The organism is Kocuria sp. WN036 (assembly GCF_002287015.1).
Taxonomy (GTDB): domain Bacteria; phylum Actinomycetota; class Actinomycetes; order Actinomycetales; family Micrococcaceae; genus Kocuria; species Kocuria rosea.
In genome coordinates this window covers 102126-120589 of the sequence record NZ_NSKF01000011.1, presented here as the reverse complement: position 1 = coordinate 120589, position 18464 = coordinate 102126, and the positions used below count along the sequence as shown (strand labels likewise).

Annotated in this window: 15 protein-coding genes and 1 riboswitch; of the genes, 6 read left to right on the top strand and 9 right to left on the bottom strand. The window is 73.0% G+C overall.

What is annotated here, in order from left to right; genetic code table 11:
* Positions 1-1406: DUF6350 family protein (locus CK505_RS09055; RefSeq protein ID WP_255250920.1), on the bottom strand; the 1406-nt coding region annotated here is incomplete at its 3' end.
* 115 nt (positions 1407-1521) lie between these two features.
* On the opposite strand from CK505_RS09055, the gene CK505_RS09050 reads away from it, so the two are divergent.
* Positions 1522-2697 carry a glycosyltransferase family 1 protein gene (locus CK505_RS09050; RefSeq protein ID WP_031282317.1) on the top strand — a complete coding sequence of 392 codons (1176 nt, stop codon included), beginning with the start codon at positions 1522-1524 and terminating at the stop codon, positions 2695-2697.
* A gap of 3 nt (positions 2698-2700) precedes the next feature.
* Here the strand turns inward: CK505_RS09050 and CK505_RS09045 are convergent, their stop codons facing one another.
* Together CK505_RS09045 and CK505_RS09040 are read right to left on the bottom strand one after the other, a co-directional pair.
* On the bottom strand, positions 2701-3084 hold the full coding sequence (locus CK505_RS09045; protein ID WP_017832159.1) for a PIN domain-containing protein: 384 nt from the start codon (positions 3082-3084) through the stop codon (positions 2701-2703).
* An 11-nt stretch (positions 3085-3095) separates the two neighbouring features.
* The gene (locus CK505_RS09040) at positions 3096-3323 is read right to left on the bottom strand and encodes a hypothetical protein (RefSeq protein ID WP_095650861.1); all 228 of its coding nucleotides are present in this window, start codon (positions 3321-3323) and stop codon (positions 3096-3098) included.
* Between the two features lie 13 nt (positions 3324-3336).
* A riboswitch (SAM riboswitch) is annotated at positions 3337-3462 on the bottom strand.
* Positions 3463-3879: 417 nt separating this feature from the next.
* Between CK505_RS09040 and CK505_RS09035 the strand changes: the two genes are divergently transcribed.
* Positions 3880-4176 carry a hypothetical protein gene (locus tag CK505_RS09035; protein WP_017832157.1) on the top strand — a complete coding sequence of 99 codons (297 nt, stop codon included), beginning with the start codon at positions 3880-3882 and terminating at the stop codon, positions 4174-4176.
* 102 nt (positions 4177-4278) lie between these two features.
* Here CK505_RS09035 and CK505_RS09030 read toward each other — a convergent pair whose 3' ends face one another.
* The 5 genes from CK505_RS09030 to CK505_RS09010 all read right to left on the bottom strand — a co-directional run bounded on the left by CK505_RS09030 (position 4279) and on the right by CK505_RS09010 (position 6208).
* Positions 4279-4467, bottom strand: coding sequence for a hypothetical protein (locus tag CK505_RS09030; RefSeq protein WP_017832156.1), 189 nt, complete (start codon positions 4465-4467; stop codon positions 4279-4281).
* Between the two features lie 107 nt (positions 4468-4574).
* On the bottom strand, positions 4575-4781 hold the full coding sequence (locus tag CK505_RS09025; protein ID WP_017832155.1) for a cold-shock protein: 207 nt from the start codon (positions 4779-4781) through the stop codon (positions 4575-4577).
* A 222-nt stretch (positions 4782-5003) separates the two neighbouring features.
* Complete coding sequence (locus CK505_RS09020) at positions 5004-5327, bottom strand: multidrug efflux SMR transporter (RefSeq protein WP_017832154.1); 324 nt, start codon at positions 5325-5327, stop codon at positions 5004-5006.
* Positions 5327-5674 carry a multidrug efflux SMR transporter gene (locus CK505_RS09015; RefSeq protein ID WP_095650860.1) on the bottom strand — a complete coding sequence of 116 codons (348 nt, stop codon included), beginning with the start codon at positions 5672-5674 and terminating at the stop codon, positions 5327-5329. Before CK505_RS09015 ends, CK505_RS09020 begins: the two co-directional genes overlap by 1 nt.
* A 3-nt stretch (positions 5675-5677) precedes the next feature.
* On the bottom strand, positions 5678-6208 hold the full coding sequence (locus tag CK505_RS09010; protein ID WP_035926976.1) for a TetR/AcrR family transcriptional regulator: 531 nt from the start codon (positions 6206-6208) through the stop codon (positions 5678-5680).
* A gap of 176 nt (positions 6209-6384) precedes the next feature.
* Here CK505_RS09010 and betT point away from each other — a divergent pair, with 176 nt between their 5' ends.
* The 3 genes from betT (at position 6385) to CK505_RS08995 (ending at position 11707) form a co-directional block, all read left to right on the top strand.
* A complete protein-coding gene (gene betT / locus CK505_RS09005; RefSeq protein ID WP_017832151.1) occupies positions 6385-8526 on the top strand; it encodes a choline BCCT transporter BetT in 2142 nt (713 codons plus the stop codon).
* Positions 8523-10016, top strand: a complete 1494-nt coding sequence (locus CK505_RS09000) for an aldehyde dehydrogenase family protein (protein ID WP_095650859.1) — start codon at positions 8523-8525, stop codon at positions 10014-10016. The genes betT and CK505_RS09000 overlap by 4 nt, the downstream gene beginning before the upstream one ends.
* Before the next feature lie 104 nt (positions 10017-10120).
* Entirely contained in the window at positions 10121-11707 is a 1587-nt protein-coding gene (locus CK505_RS08995; RefSeq protein WP_095650858.1) for a GMC family oxidoreductase, read from the top strand.
* 102 nt (positions 11708-11809) lie between these two features.
* On the opposite strand, the gene CK505_RS08990 is transcribed toward CK505_RS08995, so the two are convergent.
* Positions 11810-14935, bottom strand: a complete 3126-nt coding sequence (locus CK505_RS08990; RefSeq protein WP_035926970.1) for a hypothetical protein — start codon at positions 14933-14935, stop codon at positions 11810-11812.
* Between the two features lie 127 nt (positions 14936-15062).
* Here CK505_RS08990 and CK505_RS08985 point away from each other — a divergent pair, with 127 nt between their 5' ends.
* A complete protein-coding gene (locus CK505_RS08985) occupies positions 15063-18425 on the top strand; it encodes an SNF2-related protein (protein ID WP_095650857.1) in 3363 nt (1120 codons plus the stop codon).
* The last annotated feature ends 39 nt before the right edge of the window (positions 18426-18464 follow it).

The window sequence follows — 18464 nt, the reverse complement described above, 5'->3', positions numbered from 1 at the left end:
GAGCGCATGGCGCGCCGGGCCGCGGTCTCCTCCCGGCGCCGCCGGCGCGCTGCCCGCCGGCCGGCCGGCGTCCGGTCCTCGCCGTCCTCGCCGCCGCGGGGCGGCGCGAACGGCGGCTCGTGCTCGAGCCACGGTCCCAGCACACAGCCGACCGCCGCCCCGACGGCCACCTCGGCGCCGAACAGCAGCAGCACGGCGGGACCGTCCGGTCCCACGTCCGTGAGCCGCCCGAGCCCCAGCGAGCCGTGCGCGAGCCAGCTCAGGAGCATCACCAGCACGCCGGCGACGGCGCCCACGAAGACCCCTGTCAGCAGCGTCGAGAGCGGGTACGTGATCCAGCGCGCGGGCAGCCGCAGCGCCATCCAGTCGTCCAGGTGGTTCTCCCCCTCGCGCAGGAACCACCAGCCGGCGAGGACGCCGGCCAGGACCGGCAGCACGACCACCACGAGCGCCCAGGCCGGGAGCTCGGCGGGCGGCAGCGCGGCGAGCGCCGGGAGCAGCGGCACGGGCCCGGCCTCGGTGCCCAGCGGAGAGGCGTGCGTGCCGGAGCCGAGCTCGAAGCCCGCGCCCGTGGCCCAGGCCAGGGCGTAGACCGCGAGGTTGGGCAGGTAGCCGAGCTGGAGTCCCGTCAGCGCGGTGTCCCCCGGCACGCCGGTGCCCAGCCGCTGGTAGACGCCCACCACGTCGTTCCAGTTCCAGAACAGGGCGGCGGCCAGCAGGGCGGCCCCGGCCCCGACCCCGGCCACGGCCGCGACGAAGCCGGCGCGCAGCACCGCCCACACGTAGGACCCGGCCCAGCGGGAGTACTGGCTCGTGCGCTCGACCCACGCGGCGGCGTTGACGCCGATCAGTCCCGGCAGCGACCGGGAGGCCCGGTACGCGCCCACGAAGCCGCCCAGGGCCACGGGGACGAGCGGGAAGACGGCGGCCGCGGCCGGGCTCGCCGAGACCTCCCCTCCGCTGAAGAGCAGCGCGGCGGCGGCGCCGAACGCGGAGTAGGCGGCCAGTCCGCTGAGGTACGGCTGCCAGAACTGGCCCTCCCAGCAGGCGCGGGCCAGCCGTCTCCCGGCGTGCCAGGAGAGGGCGAACGGCACCAGGGTGAGCCCGAGCGGGACGAGGTTGAGCGTCCCGGTGGTCGCGGGCAGCCCTGCGCCCGGGTCCAGGGCCACCTGGAGCGGGGTGAGGTGGGCGAGCAGCCACACGTGACCGGAGAGCACGAACCCGCCGGTCAGGCCGAGGGTGTCGAAGCCGTCGGCGAGCCACACCATGAGGACGGTCAGCAGGACCAGCAGGTAGGACACCACGGCCACGGAGCCGAGTTCCAGCACGCCCTGCAGCCACAGCGGCATGGGCACACCCCGGCGGTCCGGGCGTGCAGCGGGGGAGGACAGGCCTTGGGAGTTCATCACCGACCATCCTCCCACGCCCGGGCGGCACCCCGGCCGAGGCTTCACGGCGCCTTCACCGGCGGGCCACGCCCCGCTCGCCGTCCGGTCGCCCGGCCCCGGCAGGCTCGGGAGCATGAGAGTCGCCGTGGTCGCCGAGCAGTTCCTCCCCCACCTCAACGGAGTCACCCACTCGGTGCTGCGGGTCGTCGAGCAGCTGGTCGCCGGCGGGCACGACGTCGTGGTCGTGGCGCCCTCCTACGACCCCGCGCCGCTCGGGCGCCCGGCGGAGCAGGTCGTCGAGGACCTCGACGGGGTGCCGGTGCACCGGCTGCCCGCCGTTCCGCTCACCGGCTACCCCGCCGTGCGGGTGGCCGGCGGGACCGTGGCCCGGGTGCGGCGGCAGCTGGAGCGCTTCCGGCCGGACGTGGTCCACGTGGCCTCCCCGTTCGTGCTGGGCCGCCGGGCGATCCTGGCGGCCCAGCAGCTCGGGGTGCCGTGCGTGGCGGTCTACCAGACCGACGTGCCCGGCTACGCGGCCAAGTACGGGGCCCCGTTCCTCGAGCAGCTCCTGTGGGGGCACGTGCGCTCCATGCACAACCTCGCCACGCTCACGCTCGCGCCGTCCACCGCGGCGGTCCGGCAGCTCACCGAGCACGGCGTCCAGGACGTGCACCTGTGGCGGCGCGGGGTGGACACCACCCGCTTCTCCCCCCGGCACCGGGACGAGCGGTGGCGGGAGGAGGTCGGCGGCGGCCGGCGGATCGTCGGCTACGTGGGCCGGATCGCCCCGGAGAAGCAGGTCGAGGACCTCTCCGCGGTCGCGGACCTGCCCGGCACCCGCCTGGTGGTCGTGGGCTCGGGCCCGGAGGAGGACGCCCTGCGCCGCCGGCTCCCGCAGGCCCACTTCACCGGGCGCCGCAGCGGTGCCGACCTGGCGCGCATCATGGCGTCCTTCGACGTGTTCGTCCACCCCGGCGAGTTCGAGACGTTCTGCCAGACGATCCAGGAGGCCATGGCCTCGGGGGTGCCGGTGGTCGCGACCGGCCGGGGCGGTCCCCTCGACCTCGTGGACCGGTCCCGCACCGGCTGGCTCTATCCCCCGGGCGACCTCGGGGCGCTGCGCGGGCACGTGGCGGATCTCCTGGGCGACGAGGCGAAGCGGGCCGCGTTCGGCGTCGCGGCGCACGCGGCGGTCCAGGGCCGGACGTGGGACGTGCTGGTCGGGCAGCTGCTCGAGCACTACGAGCGCGCCGTGGCGCTCTCGGCGCAGGGGCAGGGGCGCAGCCGCCGGCACCGCCGGGCCGTCTGAGGGCTACCGGCGGGCGGGGGACGCGTCCAGCACGGGCGCCCCGGTGCCGGCGTACCGCCCCGGCTCCGCGGTCAGCACGGTCAGCCCGTGGACCAGGGCCGTGGCCGCGGTGAGCCCGGCGAGCGGATCGGCCGCCCCCGTCGCGGCCAGCGCTCCCCACGCCCGGGCCACGGCGGCGTCCGCGGGGAGGACCCGGCCCGGGAAGCGCAGCTCGAGCTGCTCCGCCCACAGCGTCTCGTCGGGCCGCTCGGCGAGCAGCTCCCCGAGCACCGTGGCGGGCAGGAACAGCCGCCGGTGTCCGTGCCGGCGCAGGACCTCGGCCAGCTCGGGGCAGCGCTCCGGGGTGCGCACCCCCAGCAGCACGGAACGGTCCAGGAGGAGGTCCACGGCGGCGGGCCTCAGGCCGCGGCGGCGAGCTCCCCGCGGGCCGGAGCCAGCAGGAAGTCCACGAACTCGGTGCGGACCTGCACCACGCGGGCGTAGTCCTCGACGCTCATGGCGGAGACGCTGATCGCCGGGACGCTCGGCGCGGGGTCGCGGCGGGTCCCGTCCCCGGTGGCCGGGACGGCGTGGGAGGGCTGGGGGAACGCGCCCGTGCGGGCGGCGGAGTGGCGGGGGTCGGACATGACCGGGATCCTTCGTGCGCTCTTGCTCGCACCGGGTACCGCTGCTGCGGCGATGCGAGCCGCTTCGTCATCCGAACCACCCGTGAACATGGGGTTGGTGCCCGGTCAAGTCGGAGCTTGCCGACCGGGTCTCTTGAAGCTCTCCCCATTGAACCACATCGGCCGAACAGTGTCCGCGTGCGGCGACCCGGCCGGATCCGGTGCCCCCTCCTGTGCACAGGCCTTCCCCGGGGTGTCACCGCCCGGACATCTCGACGACACATCGTTGCGCTGGAATGGGTCCCGTAGTACCGGGGACGGCGCAGGCGACGGCCCCGCGCATTACGTTTCAGTGACACAACTCACGACTCGCTTGTCGAGGTGTCGGTGCCGCGGGGTAGCCTGAACCTGCTTCTCGAGATGCGGCGTCCACGCCCTCGGCCGGAGATCGACGATCCCCGGCGGAACCGTGGAGGGGCTCCGACCCGCTGCGCGCCAACCCGATGTTCCCGGGTGGATCGGATGACGAAGCGGCGGGCAACGCCATCGGATGCCTGCAAGAACGTCAGGAGAAAACATGACCATGTCCGAAGAAAGAACAGCCATCACCACCGACCAGCGCGAGGAGTGGATCGACGTGACCGTCACCGCCCTCCCCGATCTCCACCTCGTCCGTCTCACGTCGACCGACGGGGACGTGCAGGAGTACCTGAGCCCCGAGGCCGACGACCTGGCCGCCGCGGCGGAGCACACGGAGGGTACGGCGCAATGGTGCGCCAAGTACCGCCAGCTCCTCGTTCCCGGAGCCCTCGCGGCGACCGGACGGCACCCGTTCTTCAAGCTCCACCCCTCGTCCCTCCCGCTGTCGGCATAGCCGGCGGACAGGAGCGCACGGAGGCCGCAGCCCGTCGGGCTGCGGCCTCCGTCGTGCGGGAGGACGGTGACGTCCGGAGCGCCGGTGGGACCCGCGGGGTGCTCACTCGAGGCCGTAGTCCCCCGCCGAGCCCCAGCCGCCGCCGGCCTCGTCGGCGGAGCCGTCGAATCCCCACTCGGAGGCCTCGACCTCGAACGGCACGGAGACGTCCAGCTCGGCGTCGGAGACCCGGTTCACCACGAAGGGGTCCTCCGGCTCCTCCGCGGCGGGGAGCGGATCGGGAACGGTCACGGCGCTTCCTCCCGGTGCTGCTCGGCGGGTACGACGACAGAACCGCCGCCGGGCGCAGCCCGACGACGGTTCTGGAGGATCAACGGGCCGGAGCCCGCGGAAGATCCTTAGGAGATGACGTTGATGTTCGCAGCCTGGGGGCCCTTGGGGCCGTCCTGGGTCTCGAACTCGACGCGGTCGTTCTCGTTCAGCGAGCGGAAGCCGTTCGAGTTGATCGCGGAGAAGTGGGCGAAGACGTCCTTGGAGCCGTCCTCGGGGGTGATGAAGCCGAAGCCCTTGTCAGCGTTGAACCACTTGACGATACCGGTAGTCATGGGAGACCTGATCCTTCATGAGATGAACGTTTCCCGACGTTCGAGAAACAAAACAGTTGTGATGCATGGAAAACGTCTTCTCAGAAAAACTGCTGCACCCGAGTGGGCCGAACTGCTTGAAAGACAAAAACGAACCTCAACAACTGCGGACTACTCTACACGAGATCCGGCGCCGCACCACCCGGGACGGGGCGCCGGACCCGGCCCGGCACCGGGGACCGCTCAGACCGGCGGGGCGCCGAGCTCGATGAGGAGCACTCCGCCGGCGATGAGGGCCACCCCGGCCGCCGTCACCCAGGTGAACGGCTCGCGGAACAGGACCCGGCCGGCCAGTGCCGTCAGCGCCACGCCGGAGGCCGACCAGATGCCGTAGGCGACGCCCAGCGCCATGCCCTCGGCCAGGACGAGGCTCAGGCAGGTGAACGCCACCAGGTAGCCGACGGCCACGGCGGCGTACCAGCGGCGGCGGCCCCGGGCTGCCATCCGCAGGGACAGGGTTCCGGCGACCTCGGTGAGGATCGAGACACTGAGGAAGAGCCAGGCCATCAGGCCGCCTCCTCGGTCTCGGGGGCGGGGCGGCGGGAGCCGAGCTCCACGCAGAGCACGCCGGCCACGACCAGCACGATCCCGGCCAGCACGGCCGGGCTCAGCCGCTCACCGTAGACCACGGCCGCCGACAGAGCGGTGAGCATCACCCCGAGGGCGGCCCACACGCCGTAGGCGACCCCCACCGGCATGCCGCGGCGCAGCACGGCCGCCAGGAGGGTGAACGCGGCGAGGTAGCCGGCGACGACGAGCGCGTACCAGGCGGGCTCGTCCAGAGCCGCCTTCAGCGACAGTGTGGCCGCCACCTCGGCGAGCACGGCGGCGAGCAGCAGCAGCCGGCGCAGCACGGCTCAGCCCTCCAGGAGCTCGTCGGCGACCGCCCTGACCCGGGCCCGTTCCTGCGGGTCGGGGGCGAAGACGCCCGCGGCGTCGGCGAACCACACGCCGTCGGCGAGCAGCCGCACGGCCAGCAGCCGGCTCCGGCGCTCGGCGGGCAGGTCCGCGGGCAGGTGCACCCACGGCTCCACCCGCGCGACCCAGCGCTCCTTGAGCGTGGCGCGCAGCCGCTGGTCGGTGAGCATCACGAGGTCGGTCTCGTCGACCTCCCCGGACAGGCACCAGTCGAGGTAGGCGCGCAGCCGTTCCGCCGCGGGCACCTGCTCCGGGGGGCCGGGCAGGCGGCGGGCCATCTGCGCGTCCCAGCCGTCCATCACCCGGTCCACCAGGGCGAGCATCAGCGCCTCCTTGGTGGGGAAGTGGTACATCACCCCGGGCTTGGTCAGACCCGCCTGCCGCGCGGCCGACGCCAGGGAGACCGTGCCGCCGCCCCGGATCAGCTCGAGGGCGCCGTCGAGGATGCGCTCGCGGGAGGAGGTGCTCATGAGAAAGAACTTTACCAACCGGAAGGGTGGTGACACGATGTTGAGCATCCCCGGGGCGCGGGTTTCGGCCGCCGCACCGGTCCGCGGGCACGACGACGTCCCGCCCCTGCCCGGTCCGCGCTGGACCCGGCAGGTGCTCCCCGACCCGGATCACCACTTCCAGGAGGACTCGTCCCATGACTTCCGCCCTGCACCAGTCACCGCCCGAGAGCGGCACCCCACCCGCCGGGCGCTCCCGGCCGGCCGTGAACCGGACGGTCTTCGCCGGCTCGGGCATCACCATCGTCCTGTTCTCCCTGTGGGCGATCCTCGCCCCCGACCAGGCCTCCGCGGTGATCAGCGCCGTGGTCGGCTGGATCGCGACCAACATGGGCTGGTTCTACGTCCTCACCGCCACGGTGGTGACGGTCTTCGTCCTGGTCGTGGCGTTCTCCCGCGAGGGGACCATCAAGATGGGCCCCGACCACTCGAAGCCGCAGTACAACCTGTTCACCTGGACCGCGATGCTCTTCGCCGCCGGCATCGGCATCGACCTGCTGTTCTTCTCCGTGGCCGAGCCCGTCACCCAGTACTACGGCCCGCCCGCCGGGGAGGGCGGGACGGCCGAGGCCACCCGCATGGCCGTGGTGTGGACGCTGTTCCACTACGGCGTCACGGGCTGGGCGATGTACGCGCTGATGGGCATGGCCTTCGGCTACTTCGCCTACCGGTGGAACATGCCCCTGAGCATCCGTTCGGCCCTCTACCCGCTGATCGGCAAGCGGGTGCAGGGGCGCACGGGGGACGTCGTGGACATCGCGGCGCTGCTCGGCACGATCTTCGGCGTGGCCACCTCGCTGGGCATCGGCGTGGTGCAGCTCAACTACGGCCTCTACCTGCTCTTCGGGATCGAGGAGGGGACCGCGGCGCAGATCGGGCTGATCGTTGTGGCCGTGGTGATGGCCACCGCCTCGTGCGTCTCGGGCGTGGACAAGGGCATCCGCAGGCTCTCCGAGCTCAACGTGCTCATGGCCGTGGCGCTGATCGTCTGGGTGCTCGTGGCCGGCCGGACCTCGTTCCTGCTCGACGCCACGGTGCAGAACCTCGGCGACTACGTCTCCTCGCTGCCGGGGATGACCATGGAGACGTTCGCCTACACCGGTGCGGCGGAGTGGATGGCGGGGTGGACCCTCTTCTTCTGGGCCTGGTGGATCGCCTGGGCGCCGTTCGTCGGCCTGTTCCTGGCGCGGATCTCCCGGGGCCGCACCCTGCGCGAGTTCGTGATCGCGACCCTGACCGTGCCGTTCCTGTTCATCCTCATCCTGGTCTCGGTCTTCGGCAACAGCGCCCTGGCGATCGTCACGGGCGGCGACGACGCCTTCGGCCAGGCCGCCATGAACACCCCCGAGCGGGCGTTCTACTCGCTGCTCGAGCAGTACCCGGGCGCGCCGGTGCTCATCGCGCTCGCCTCGCTGGCCGGGCTGCTGTTCTACGTCACGAGCGCCGACTCGGGCGCGCTCGTGATGTCGACGTTCACCTCGACGATCCAGGACCCCACCCAGGACGGGCCCAAGTGGCTGCGCATCTTCTGGGCCGCCGCCACCGGGCTGCTGACCCTGGCGATGCTGCTGGTGGGCGGGGTGCCGACCCTGCAGGCCGCCACGCTGATCATCGGCCTGCCCTTCTCGATCGTGATGTACCTGGTCATGATCGGGTTCTGGAAGGCCCTGCGCGCCGAGCGCTCCCAGCGCGAGGGGCGCAGCTCCACCCGCCGCTCCGCGGCCGCGTCCCGCATCCCCGGCCCGGACAGCCACTGGCGCCGGCGGCTCTCCCGGACCGGCTCGTTCCCGGGCCCGAAGGCCGTGCGCCGCTACGAGGACGAGGCGCTCGTCCCCGCCCTCGCGGAGGTCGTCGAGGAGTTCCGGGCCCAGGGCCTCGACGCCGAGCTCACCAGCTCGGTGGTCGGCTACCAGGACCTGTCCGAGCACACGCTGACCGTGCGGATGGGCGAGGACCGGGACTTCTGCTACCAGATCTATCCGGTGGCCACACCCGTGCCGGCCTTCGGCGGGTTCCGCACCAACCCGGACTCCGACCTGTACTACCGCCTGGAGGTCTTCAACGAGACCGGCTCCCAGGGCACGGACGTCATGGACTGGAGCCACGAGCAGGTCATCAACGACGTCCTCGACAGCTGGGAGGCGCACCTGGCCTTCCTGAGCATCCACGACGGGCCGTCCGTCATCCAGGACGGCGAGCAGGGCCACCCCGACTGGTCCACCGACATCCACGACGTGCCGACGGGGCAGATCCCCGCGGCGAAGGAGGCACACCCGTGAGCAGCACCTTGTTCATCGACGGCCAGTGGCAGGCCGCCGCCGAGGGCGGCACCCGCACCATCGTCTGCCCCGCCGACGGCGCCGAGGTCGGCACCGTCGCCGAGGCGACCGCGCAGGACACCGAGCGCGCGATCGCCGCGGCCCGCCGCGCCTTCGACGACGGCCGCTGGTCGTCCGTGCCTGCCCCGGAGCGCGGGGACCTGCTGCTGCGGGTCGCGGCCCGGCTGCGCGAGCGCAAGGACGAGTTCGCCCGCGCCGAGTCCCTCGACACCGGCAAGCGGCTGGTCGAGTCCGAGATCGACATGGACGACATCGCCGCGTGCTTCACGTACTTCGGCAAGGCCGCCGCGGAGCAGGCCGGGCGCGTCGTCGACGCCGAGGACCCCACCGTGGTCTCGAAGGTCGTCACCGAGCCCGTGGGCGTGTGCGGGATGATCACGCCCTGGAACTACCCGCTGCTCCAGGCCGCGTGGAAGATCGCCCCGGCGATCGCCGCCGGGTGCACCTTCGTGCTCAAGCCCGCCGAGCTCACCCCGCACACGGCGATCCTGATGATGCAGGTCCTCCAGGAGGTCGGCCTGCCCGACGGCGTGGCCAACCTCGTGCTGGGCGCCGGCGCCGAGGCGGGCGCGCCGCTGTCCTCCTCCCCCGACGTGGACCTCGTCTCCTTCACCGGCGGCGTGCTGACCGGCCGGCGGATCGCGGCCGCCGCCGCGCCCACCGTGAAGAAGGTCGCCCTGGAGCTCGGCGGCAAGAACCCCAACGTGGTCTTCGCGGACGCCGACTTCGACGCCGCCGTGGACAACGCCCTCAACGCCGCGTTCGTGCACTCCGGGCAGGTCTGCTCGGCCGGGGCGCGCCTGGTGGTCGAGGAGCCGATCGCCGAGCGCTTCGTCGACGAGCTCGTCCGCCGGGCCGAGCGGATCCGCCTCGGCGGCCCCTTCGACGAGCAGGCCGAGACCGGCCCCCTCATCTCGGCGGCCCAGCGCGAGAAGGTGCACGCGTACGTGGAGCGCGCCCGCGAGCAGGGGGCGCGCGTCCGCACCGGCGGCGAGCACTCCACCGGGACGTCCGCCGACGGGTCGCTGGACCTCGGACAGGGCTTCTTCTACCCGCCCACCGTGATCGACCGCTGCACCCGCGAGATGGACTGCGTGCACGACGAGGCCTTCGGCCCCACCGTCACGGTCGAGACCTTCCGCACCGAGGACGAGGCCGTCGAGATCGGCAACGACACGATCTACGGCCTCGCCGGGGCCGTGTGGACCGCGGACGCCGGCCGCGCCCACCGCGTGGCGGGCCGGCTGCGCCACGGCACGATCTGGATCAACGACTTCCACCCCTACCTGCCGCAGGCGGAGTGGGGCGGGATGAAGCAGTCGGGCGTCGGGCGCGAGCTCGGCCCCACCGGCCTGGGCGAGTACCAGGAGCTCAAGCACGTCTACCAGAACACGGCCCCCGCCGTGACCGGCTGGTTCGCCGCACCCTGACCCGTGCCCGCCCGGCGTCGTCGTCGCCCGCACGACGACGACGCCGGCGCGCCCCTAGAACTGCCACGCCCCGAAAACTTCCCGAGACCTTCCCAAGGAGAGACATGACCACGCCCAGCACCACCCCAGCGCCCGAGACCCCGCAGGAGTTCGACTACCTGGTGGTCGGCGGCGGCTCCGCCGGCGCCGTCGTCGCCGCCCGCCTGTCCGAGGACCCGTCCGTGAGCGTCGGGCTGATCGAGGCCGGACCGCACGACCGGGGCATCGACGAGGTGCTGACCCTCAGCCGGTGGATGGAGCTGCTGGAGTCCGGCTACGACTGGGACTACCCCGTCGAGGAGCAGGAGAACGGCAACTCGCACATGCGCATGGCCCGCGCCAAGGTGCTGGGCGGCTGCTCGTCGCACAACTCGTGCATCGCGTTCTGGGCCCCGGCCGAGGACCTGGACGAGTGGGAGGAGGTCCACGGCGCCGAGGGCTGGAACGCCGAGACCGCCTTCCGGCTCTACCAGAAGCTCGAGACCAACGACGACGAGGGCGCCCACCACGGCCACGACGGGCCCGTGCACCTGATGCAGATCCCGGACGACGACCCGTGCGGCGTCGCCCTGCTCGAGGCCTGCGAGCAGGCGGGGATCCCGCGCACCACCTTCAACACCGGCAAGACCGTGGTCAACGGCGCGAACTTCTTCCAGGTCAACCGCCGCGCCGACGGCACCCGGGCGTCCTCGTCCGTGTCCTACCTGCACCCGGCCGCCGACCGGGACAACCTCACGGTCCTGCACTCGACCCAGGCCAAGCGCGTGGTCGTCGAGGACGGCCGGGCGACCGGCGTCGAGGTGGTCGACAACGCCTTCGGCACGTCCCGGACCGTGCGCGCCCGCCGCGAGGTGGTCGTCTCCGCCGGCGCCATCGACACCCCCAAGCTGCTGATGCTCTCCGGGATCGGACCCGCCGAGCACCTGCGCGAGGTCGGCGTGGACGTGCTCGTGGACGCCCCCGGCGTCGGCGAGCACCTGCAGGACCACCCCGAGGGCGTGCTCCAGTGGGAGGCCCGCCGGCCCATGGTCACCGAGTCCACCCAGTGGTGGGAGGCCGGGATCTTCACCCAGGTGGACCCGGACACCGACCGGCCGGACCTGATGATGCACTACGGCTCGGTCAACTTCGACCTGCACACCTACCGGCAGGGCTACCCCACCTCGGACAACGCCTTCTGCCTCACCCCGAACGTCACCCATGCGCGCTCCCGTGGCACGGTGCGACTGCGCTCGCGGGACTTCCGGGACAAGCCCCGGGTCGACCCCCGCTACTTCACCGACCCCGAGGGCTACGACCTGCGCATCATGACCGCCGGGATCCGCAGGGCCCGGGAGATCGTCGCCCAGTCGGCGCTGGCCGAGTGGGCCGGTGCGGAACTGTTCCCGGGCCCGGACGTGCAGACCGACGAGGAGATCGCCGACTACGTCCGGCGCACCCACAACACCGTCTACCACCCGGCCGGGTCCTGCCGGATGGGACCGGCCGACGACCCGATGTCCCCGCTCGACCCGCAGCTGCGGGTCAAGGGAGTGGCGGGCCTGCGCGTGGCCGACGCCTCGGTGATGCCGGAGCTGACCACGGTGAACCCCAACATCACCGTCTACATGATCGGGGAGCGCGCGGCGGAGCTGATCGCCGCGGACGCCTGAGCGCGTCCCGCGCAGCACCCCCGCCGCCGGACCGGGCGCGGACGGGCCCCGGGTCGCACACCGACCCGGGCCCGTCCGTCCCGGCCGCCCACTCAGCTCAGCTCAGCTCATGAGCTTGTCCACCAGGGCCTGGGCGAACTCGGGCGTGACGTCCCCGTAGTTGAGCGAGAAGTCCTCGTCCACCTTGGCGGGCAGCAGCCCGGAGCACAGGACGGCGGCGCGGGCGTAGAGCCCGGCCAGCTCCGCGCCGATGGGCACGGACAGCAGCTCCAGCTCGGGGTCGTAGGAGACGATCGGCACCCCCGCCTGCCGGGCCGCGAAGTGCTTGCCGATGCCCGAGGCCACGAACCGGGCGTGGCCGGACTCGACGTCGGCCGGGGTGCGGAACGCGTACCGGGTCCGGTGGTGGTGGTTGATCCGGTACAGCCCCGGGCGGTTCCGGTCCTCGGTGAGCTCCCACGTGGCGTCCTCGGGGACGAAGCGCTCGGCCACCCCGTTGTACTGCATCTCCGCGCGCCGCAGCTGCTCCTCGACCTCGGACAGCGGGGGCAGGGTCTCCAGCATCGCGGGCCCGGCGTCGAAGACGACGTCGCACAGCCCCACCGGCAGCGCCTCCTGCAGCGTCCCGAGGTCCACGTCCTGCAGCAGGGTGGTCCCGTGGTCCTCCGGGGAGAGCACCACCACGGACGCCTCCTGGGCCGCGGCCGCCTCCGCGACCACGGCCTCCTTCTCCGGGGTCCAGCCGCCCGTGAGCAGCACGGAGCCGTCCACGAGCTGGGTGAGCGAGGGCCCGCAGACCTGCCAGCGCCGCACGGTCCAGTGCTCGTCGCGGACCACCTCGAGGAAGCCGAGGGCCTGCAGGTGGCCCACGAACCACTCCTCGAACCGCTCGGAGTCCTCGAGCTGGCGGGCCACGATGGACAGGCTCGAGCGCTTCCCGCCGCCCAGGAACGTGAGGGCGTCCCGGAACGGCGCCCAGGACGTCGGGTACTCCCCCTCGTCCGGGCCGATGAAGCGCAGCGCCTCCACGGAGCCGGTGGAGGTGAGCGCGGAGGGCTTCGTGAGCCGGCCCGGATAGCGCTTCTGCAGCCCGCACTGGGCGCACTGCCCGAAGATCCACGGCGCCTTCGCCTTGGGCTCCATGGCCGGCAGCACGATGCGGTGCCGGCCGGTGGCCAGGCAGGAGCGCCCCTCCGGCTCGGGCAGCGCGTTGGTGCGCTCGAGCAGCAGCTGCCCCTCCGAGGAGTGCCAGCCCGGGGCGCCGGGGACCTCGTGGTCCCCGGCGGCCTCCCGTGCGGGCAGGTTGTCGAACGCGCCCTGCACGTACCGCTCGGGCAGCTCCGCCACGATGCCCGCGGTGACGGGCCACAGGGGCTCCTCCTCGACGTGCACCATCTCGCCCTCGTAGCCGAGGGAGCGCTGGGTCAGGTGGAAGGACGAGTCGCGGAGCTTGAACTCGCGGCGCTGCCGGACCGTGCGCCCCGCCTTGAGGACGAGGGTGTAGTCGTTGGGCTTGAGGGTCCGGTCCGCCCGCGCCATCGGCGTGCCGTGCAGCGAGATCTGGAACGGGGGCACACGCCCCTCCACGAGCTTGGCCTTCTCCAGCTTGAAGGAGTGCGGGTTGCGCCACTCGCACTCCACGGTGAGGGGCGCGTCCGTGTCCGAGGTGATGGTCACCTGCGGCGGGCGCAGCGCGGACCAGCGCACCACGTCGCCGGGGATCCGCAGCCCGCCGGAGAGGGTCACGGCGGGCACGAGACGGGGCACCAGGCCGGAGAAGTTGTCGTTCGCGGTCAGCTCCGGGTTGCCCGCGCGCAGCACCTGCACGTCGTCGAACATCACCCACCCCTCGGCGAGGCCGTGGCTGCCGGCCTCCACGAAGCGGTAGTCCGGGGAGGCGGAGTCGTCGAGGATCCGCTTGATCTGGGCGATCCACTCCGGCTCGTCCCGGACCATGATCCGGCACGGCCAGGCCGCGGGGATGTGGTCCACGGAGATGAAGGTGTCCGAGAACCCGTCCTTCGCGAAGATGACGACGGGACGCGGGTGGCGCTCGAAGCGCACGTCCCCGGCGCTGAGCTGCAGGGTCCCGCCCAGCAGCGTCCCCGGGTCCATCCGCGCGGTGTAGGCGGAGACCCCCAGGAAGGCGTCCCCGATGAAGGACAGGAACACGGTGCGGGGCCCCGCCGTGGTCTCGAGCTCCACCTCCCGGCCGGAGAGGAAGCGCTTGGGCACCACGAAGCCGAGCTCGAACACGGGGTTGCCCACGTAGTCGGTGCTGTCCGTGAGGGACAGCGAGCAGGACTTCACGGCGCTGCGGCCGGGCCCCCGGCCGTTCGCGCGGACCTCGGCGCGGGCCTGCTCGCGGGACTGCTCCCAGACCGCGAGCTCCGCGAGCGCGATCTCGAGACCGGGCTCGCGGGTGAGGGGGTTCGCCCAGACCTGCTTCATGGCCTTGGACGCCTTCGTCTCGGCCATGTCGAGCCAGAAGTCGAGGTAGACCCCGAGCTCGGCGGCGGAGAGCCCCTGCGCGGTGGTCATCCCCAGGTCCTCGAACATGCGGTGCAGCTGGCGCCGCTCGGCCTCGCCGAACATCGTCTGGGACAGCGCGAGCCCGACCGGCCGCTGGTTCACCGCGTACGCCGTGGGCAGCCCGATCTCGCCGTTGCGCAGCTCGAGCCAGTAGCGCAGCGCGTCCCAGTACGCCTCGGTGTCCTTCTTGAAGGAGGACTCGAGGGCCTTCGCGTTCTCCGGGCCGGCCTGCAGGAGCACGGTCAGGGGCAGGAAGAACGTGGAGACGGACTTGTTGCCCGTGCGCGCGGCCAGGGTCGACATGTGCCGCCCGGCGAGCGCGAACAGGGCGAGCAGGGCGACGACGGGCGGCGGCGGGATCTCCGCGATGGAGTCCAGGCTGCGGCGGGTGGCGCGGTACCACTGGCCGTTGAGCCGGTTGAACACGTCGAACACCGAGCGCCGCCCGTCCTCGGTCACCAGCAGGGGCGTCACCGAGTCGGCGAGCGCCCGCAGGGTCGAGGGCCCGTCGAGGCCGCGCTCCTCGCCGATCGCGGCGAGCGTCTTGTCGTCGAGGTCGAGGTAGATCAGCTCTCCCGCCCGCTCCGGGCCGAAGAACGCCGCGCAGACCGCGTCGTTCCAGCGGAGGTAGGCGAGCTCCTCGGCACTGTCGGCAATGGCATGGTCTCCGAGGCGGAGCCCAGCAGTGTCGGGCACGAGTCCTCCGTCCGCGGCCGCACGTGGGGCCGCTGTCGTCGTTCGAGGGGTCGCCTCGATTATAGAGAGCCTGCGGGGCCGCTCCGCACGCGCGGCGCCCGGCGCCCCGGCCCGATACGGTGGGACGATGCACTCCCCTCCCGGTCCCCTCGTGGACTCCCGGCGGCTCGTCGCCGCCTCCGGGCCCGCCGTCTTCCGCCGCGGCCAGGAGTACTTCCGCACCGGACGCGTGCGCGCCGTGCGCTGGTCCCCGGGCGCCGAGGGGTCCGGCAGCCTCTCCGCCGAGGTCGAGGGCTCCGGGTCGGTGTACTCGGTCTCCGTGCGGGTCGGGGCCGGCGGCGCACCGGGACCGGCCTGGTGCAGCTGCCCGGCCGGCGGGTTCTGCAAGCACGCCGTGGCCACCGTGCTGCGCCACAACTTCGAGACCGCGGTCCGGGCCCACCAGCAGGGCGGGACCGCGGCGCCGTCGTCCCCGGCCGGCGCCGCGGCCCCCGAGGGTGCCGCCCCCCGGGCGGGCACCGCGCCCGGGCGACGCGGCGGGGCGCCCGACTGGAAGGACGCCCTGACCGAGATCCTGGGCGGGCCGGACCCCGCGGAACCGCCCGCGGAGGAGCCCGAGGGGGTGGCCCTGGAGTTCGACCTGCGCCGGGAGCCGTACCGCTACGTGCACGGCACGGGGCGGGCGGGCTCGCCGTGGCACCTCTACGTCCGCCCCGTGCGCCGGGGCCGGCGGGGCGGGTGGATCAAGGGCGGGCTGGACTGGGAGAGCGTCACCGCCGACGCCGGCCGGTGGTCGCTGAGCCCCGCGCAGGTCGACTGGTTCGACGAGCTCCGGGCGCTGAGCGCCACCCGCTCCCCCTACGCGGTGCACGACCGGCACTGGATCCGGCTCGACTCCTACGCCTCCCCCCTCCTGTGGGGCATCCTCGCCCGGGCGGAGACCGCCGGGATCACCCTGGTCGGCCGGGAGCACGGGCTGCCCGTGACGGTCGAGGAGCCCGGACGCTTCCACGTGGACGTGCTGCGCGGGCCCGGGAAGGACCTCGAGCTGCGGCCCACGGTGGACAGCGGCGGCCGCCGGATCGCCCTGGGCACCGCCCGGATCATCGGGGACCCCGGGCACGGGCTGTTCGCCCCGGACGGGGACCCGCAGGACGTCGCCGACACCGAGGACCTCAACGTCTTCCCGCTGCGCCTCGTGCCCCTGGCCACCCGGCTCACCCGCGAGCAGCGGCGGTTCCTGGACACGGCGGGCGGTCTGCGGATCCCCGAGGACGAGGTCGAGGAGTTCTTCGACCGCTACTTCCCGCGCCTGCACCGCAGCATGGACGTGGACACCGGGGACGGGTCGATCGAGCTGCCGCAGGTCGCGGACCCCGAGCTGGTGCTCACCCTGGAGCACCAGGAGCTCACGATCCGCGCCCGCTGGGAGTGGGAGTACCAGAAGGGCCGCGACCGGATCCTGCTGCCCTTCCGCCCCGAGGACCCGCTCGCCGACGAGCCCGTCCACCGCGAGTCGTCCTGGGAGACGGCGGTCGCCGCCGCCGTCCGGCACCGGGCGCCGGGGGTGGACTTCCGCCGCTCGAGCTACGTGGCGCAGGACGCGCTGGTGCTCGTGCGGGAGTGGCTGCCCGCCCTCGAGAAGGTCCCGGACCTGCGGATCGAGCACACCGGCGGGCGCATGGCCTACCAGCAGATCGCCGACCCGCCCACCATCACCGTCAGCACCGCCGCCACCGAGCGCCGCGACTGGTTCGACCTCGGGGTCACGGTCAAGGTGGGCGAGTTCTACATCTCCTTCGCCGACGTCTTCCGCGCCCTCGACCTCGGCCAGGACGTGATGCTGGCCCCGGACGGGTCCTGGTTCTCCCTGGACCGCCCCGAGTTCGACCGGCTGCGCGAGCTGATCGCCGAGGCCCGCTCGCTGCAGGAGACCCCCGAGGGACCGCTGCGCATCCACCGCCACCAGGCCGGGCTGTGGCAGGACTTCGAGGACGTCGCGACGGACACCGACCAGGCCGAGGCCTGGCGGGCGGGGGTGCGCTCCCTGCTCGAGCTCGAGGCCCTCGAGGCGCCCCCCGTGCCCGCGACCCTGCACGCCGAGCTGCGGCCGTACCAGCGCGACGGCTACTCGTGGCTGAGCGTGCTGTGGGACCACGGCCTGGGCGGGATCCTCGCCGACGACATGGGTCTGGGCAAGACCGTGCAGGCCATCGCCCTGATCTGCCGCGCCGTCGAGCGCGACCCGGACCTCCCCCCGTTCCTGGTGGTCGCCCCGACCTCCGTGGTGCCCAACTGGACGGCGGAGATCCGCCGCTTCGCCCCGTCCCTGCCGGTCGTGGGCGTGACCGACACCCAGGCCAAGGCCGGCACCGATCTCGTGGACGCCGCCGCCGGCGCCCGTGTGGTGGTGACCTCCTACACGCTGCTGCGCCTGGACGAGGCCGCCTACCGGGGGATGCCCTGGGCGGGGGTGCTCCTCGACGAGGCGCAGTTCGTGAAGAACCCCCGGACCAAGGCGCACCGGGCCGCGAAGGACCTGGACGCCCCGTTCAAGCTGGCGATCACGGGCACCCCCCTCGAGAACAGCCTCGTGGAGCTGTGGGCGCTGCTGTCCCTGACGGCGCCCGGCCTGTTCCCGTCCCGGCGGAAGTTCACGGAGACCTACCAGCGCCCCATCGAGCGCGGGGAGGACGCCGCCGCCCTCGCCCGGCTGCGCCGCCGCGTCAAGCCCCTCATGCTCCGCCGCACCAAGGAGTCCGTGGACCTGGAGCTGCCCCCCAAGCTCGAGCAGACCATCGAGGTGGAGCTCTCCCCCGCGCACCGCCGCATCTACGACACGCGCCTGCAGCGCGAGCGGCAGAAGGTCCTGGGCCTGCTGCGCGACCTCGACCGCAACCGGTTCACGATCTTCCAGTCCCTGACCACCCTGCGCCTGCTCAGCCTCGACGCGTCCCTCGTGGACCCCACGGCGGACGTCTCCTCGAGCAAGCTCGACCTGCTCTTCGAGCACCTGCCCGAGATCGTGGCGGAGGGCCACCGGCCCCTGGTGTTCAGCCAGTTCACGAGCTTCCTCAAGAAGGCTGCGGCCCGCCTGGACGAGCTGCGGATCCCCTACGCCTACCTCGACGGCTCCACGACGGACCGGGCCCGGGTGCTCGAGCGCTTCACGTCCGGGCAGGTCCCCGTGTTCCTGGTGAGCCTCAAGGCCGGCGGCTTCGGGCTCAACCTCACCCAGGCGGACTACTGCTTCCTCCTGGACCCGTGGTGGAACCCCGCCACCGAGGAGCAGGCCGTGGACCGGACCCACCGGATCGGCCAGCAGAAGAAGGTCATGGTCTACCGGCTCGTGGCCCGGGACACGATCGAGGAGAAGGTCATGGAGCTCAAGGAGCGCAAGGCCAGGCTGTTCACCGCCGTGCTGGACGACGACAGGATGTTCTCCAGCGCCCTCACCGCCGAGGACATCCGGGGCCTGCTCACGCCGTGACCTGCGGGTTCGTCCACCGGCCGTTGCTGGACGCGTCAT

Excerpts from the sequence above, each read along its gene's own strand:
- CK505_RS09050 (WP_031282317.1), top strand. The coding sequence starts at position 1,522 with ATGAGAGTCGCCGTGGTCGCCGAGCAGTTCCTCCCCCACCTCAACGGA.
- CK505_RS09040 (WP_095650861.1), bottom strand. The coding sequence starts at position 3,323 with ATGTCCGACCCCCGCCACTCCGCCGCCCGCACGGGCGCGTTCCCCCAG.
- CK505_RS09035 (WP_017832157.1), top strand. The coding sequence starts at position 3,880 with ATGACCATGTCCGAAGAAAGAACAGCCATCACCACCGACCAGCGCGAG.
- CK505_RS09025 (WP_017832155.1), bottom strand. The coding sequence starts at position 4,781 with ATGACTACCGGTATCGTCAAGTGGTTCAACGCTGACAAGGGCTTCGGC.
- CK505_RS09020 (WP_017832154.1), bottom strand. The coding sequence starts at position 5,327 with ATGGCCTGGCTCTTCCTCAGTGTCTCGATCCTCACCGAGGTCGCCGGA.
- CK505_RS09010 (WP_035926976.1), bottom strand. The coding sequence starts at position 6,208 with ATGAGCACCTCCTCCCGCGAGCGCATCCTCGACGGCGCCCTCGAGCTG.
- betT (WP_017832151.1), top strand. The coding sequence starts at position 6,385 with ATGACTTCCGCCCTGCACCAGTCACCGCCCGAGAGCGGCACCCCACCC.
- CK505_RS08995 (WP_095650858.1), top strand. The coding sequence starts at position 10,121 with ATGACCACGCCCAGCACCACCCCAGCGCCCGAGACCCCGCAGGAGTTC.
- CK505_RS08985 (WP_095650857.1), top strand. The coding sequence starts at position 15,063 with ATGCACTCCCCTCCCGGTCCCCTCGTGGACTCCCGGCGGCTCGTCGCC.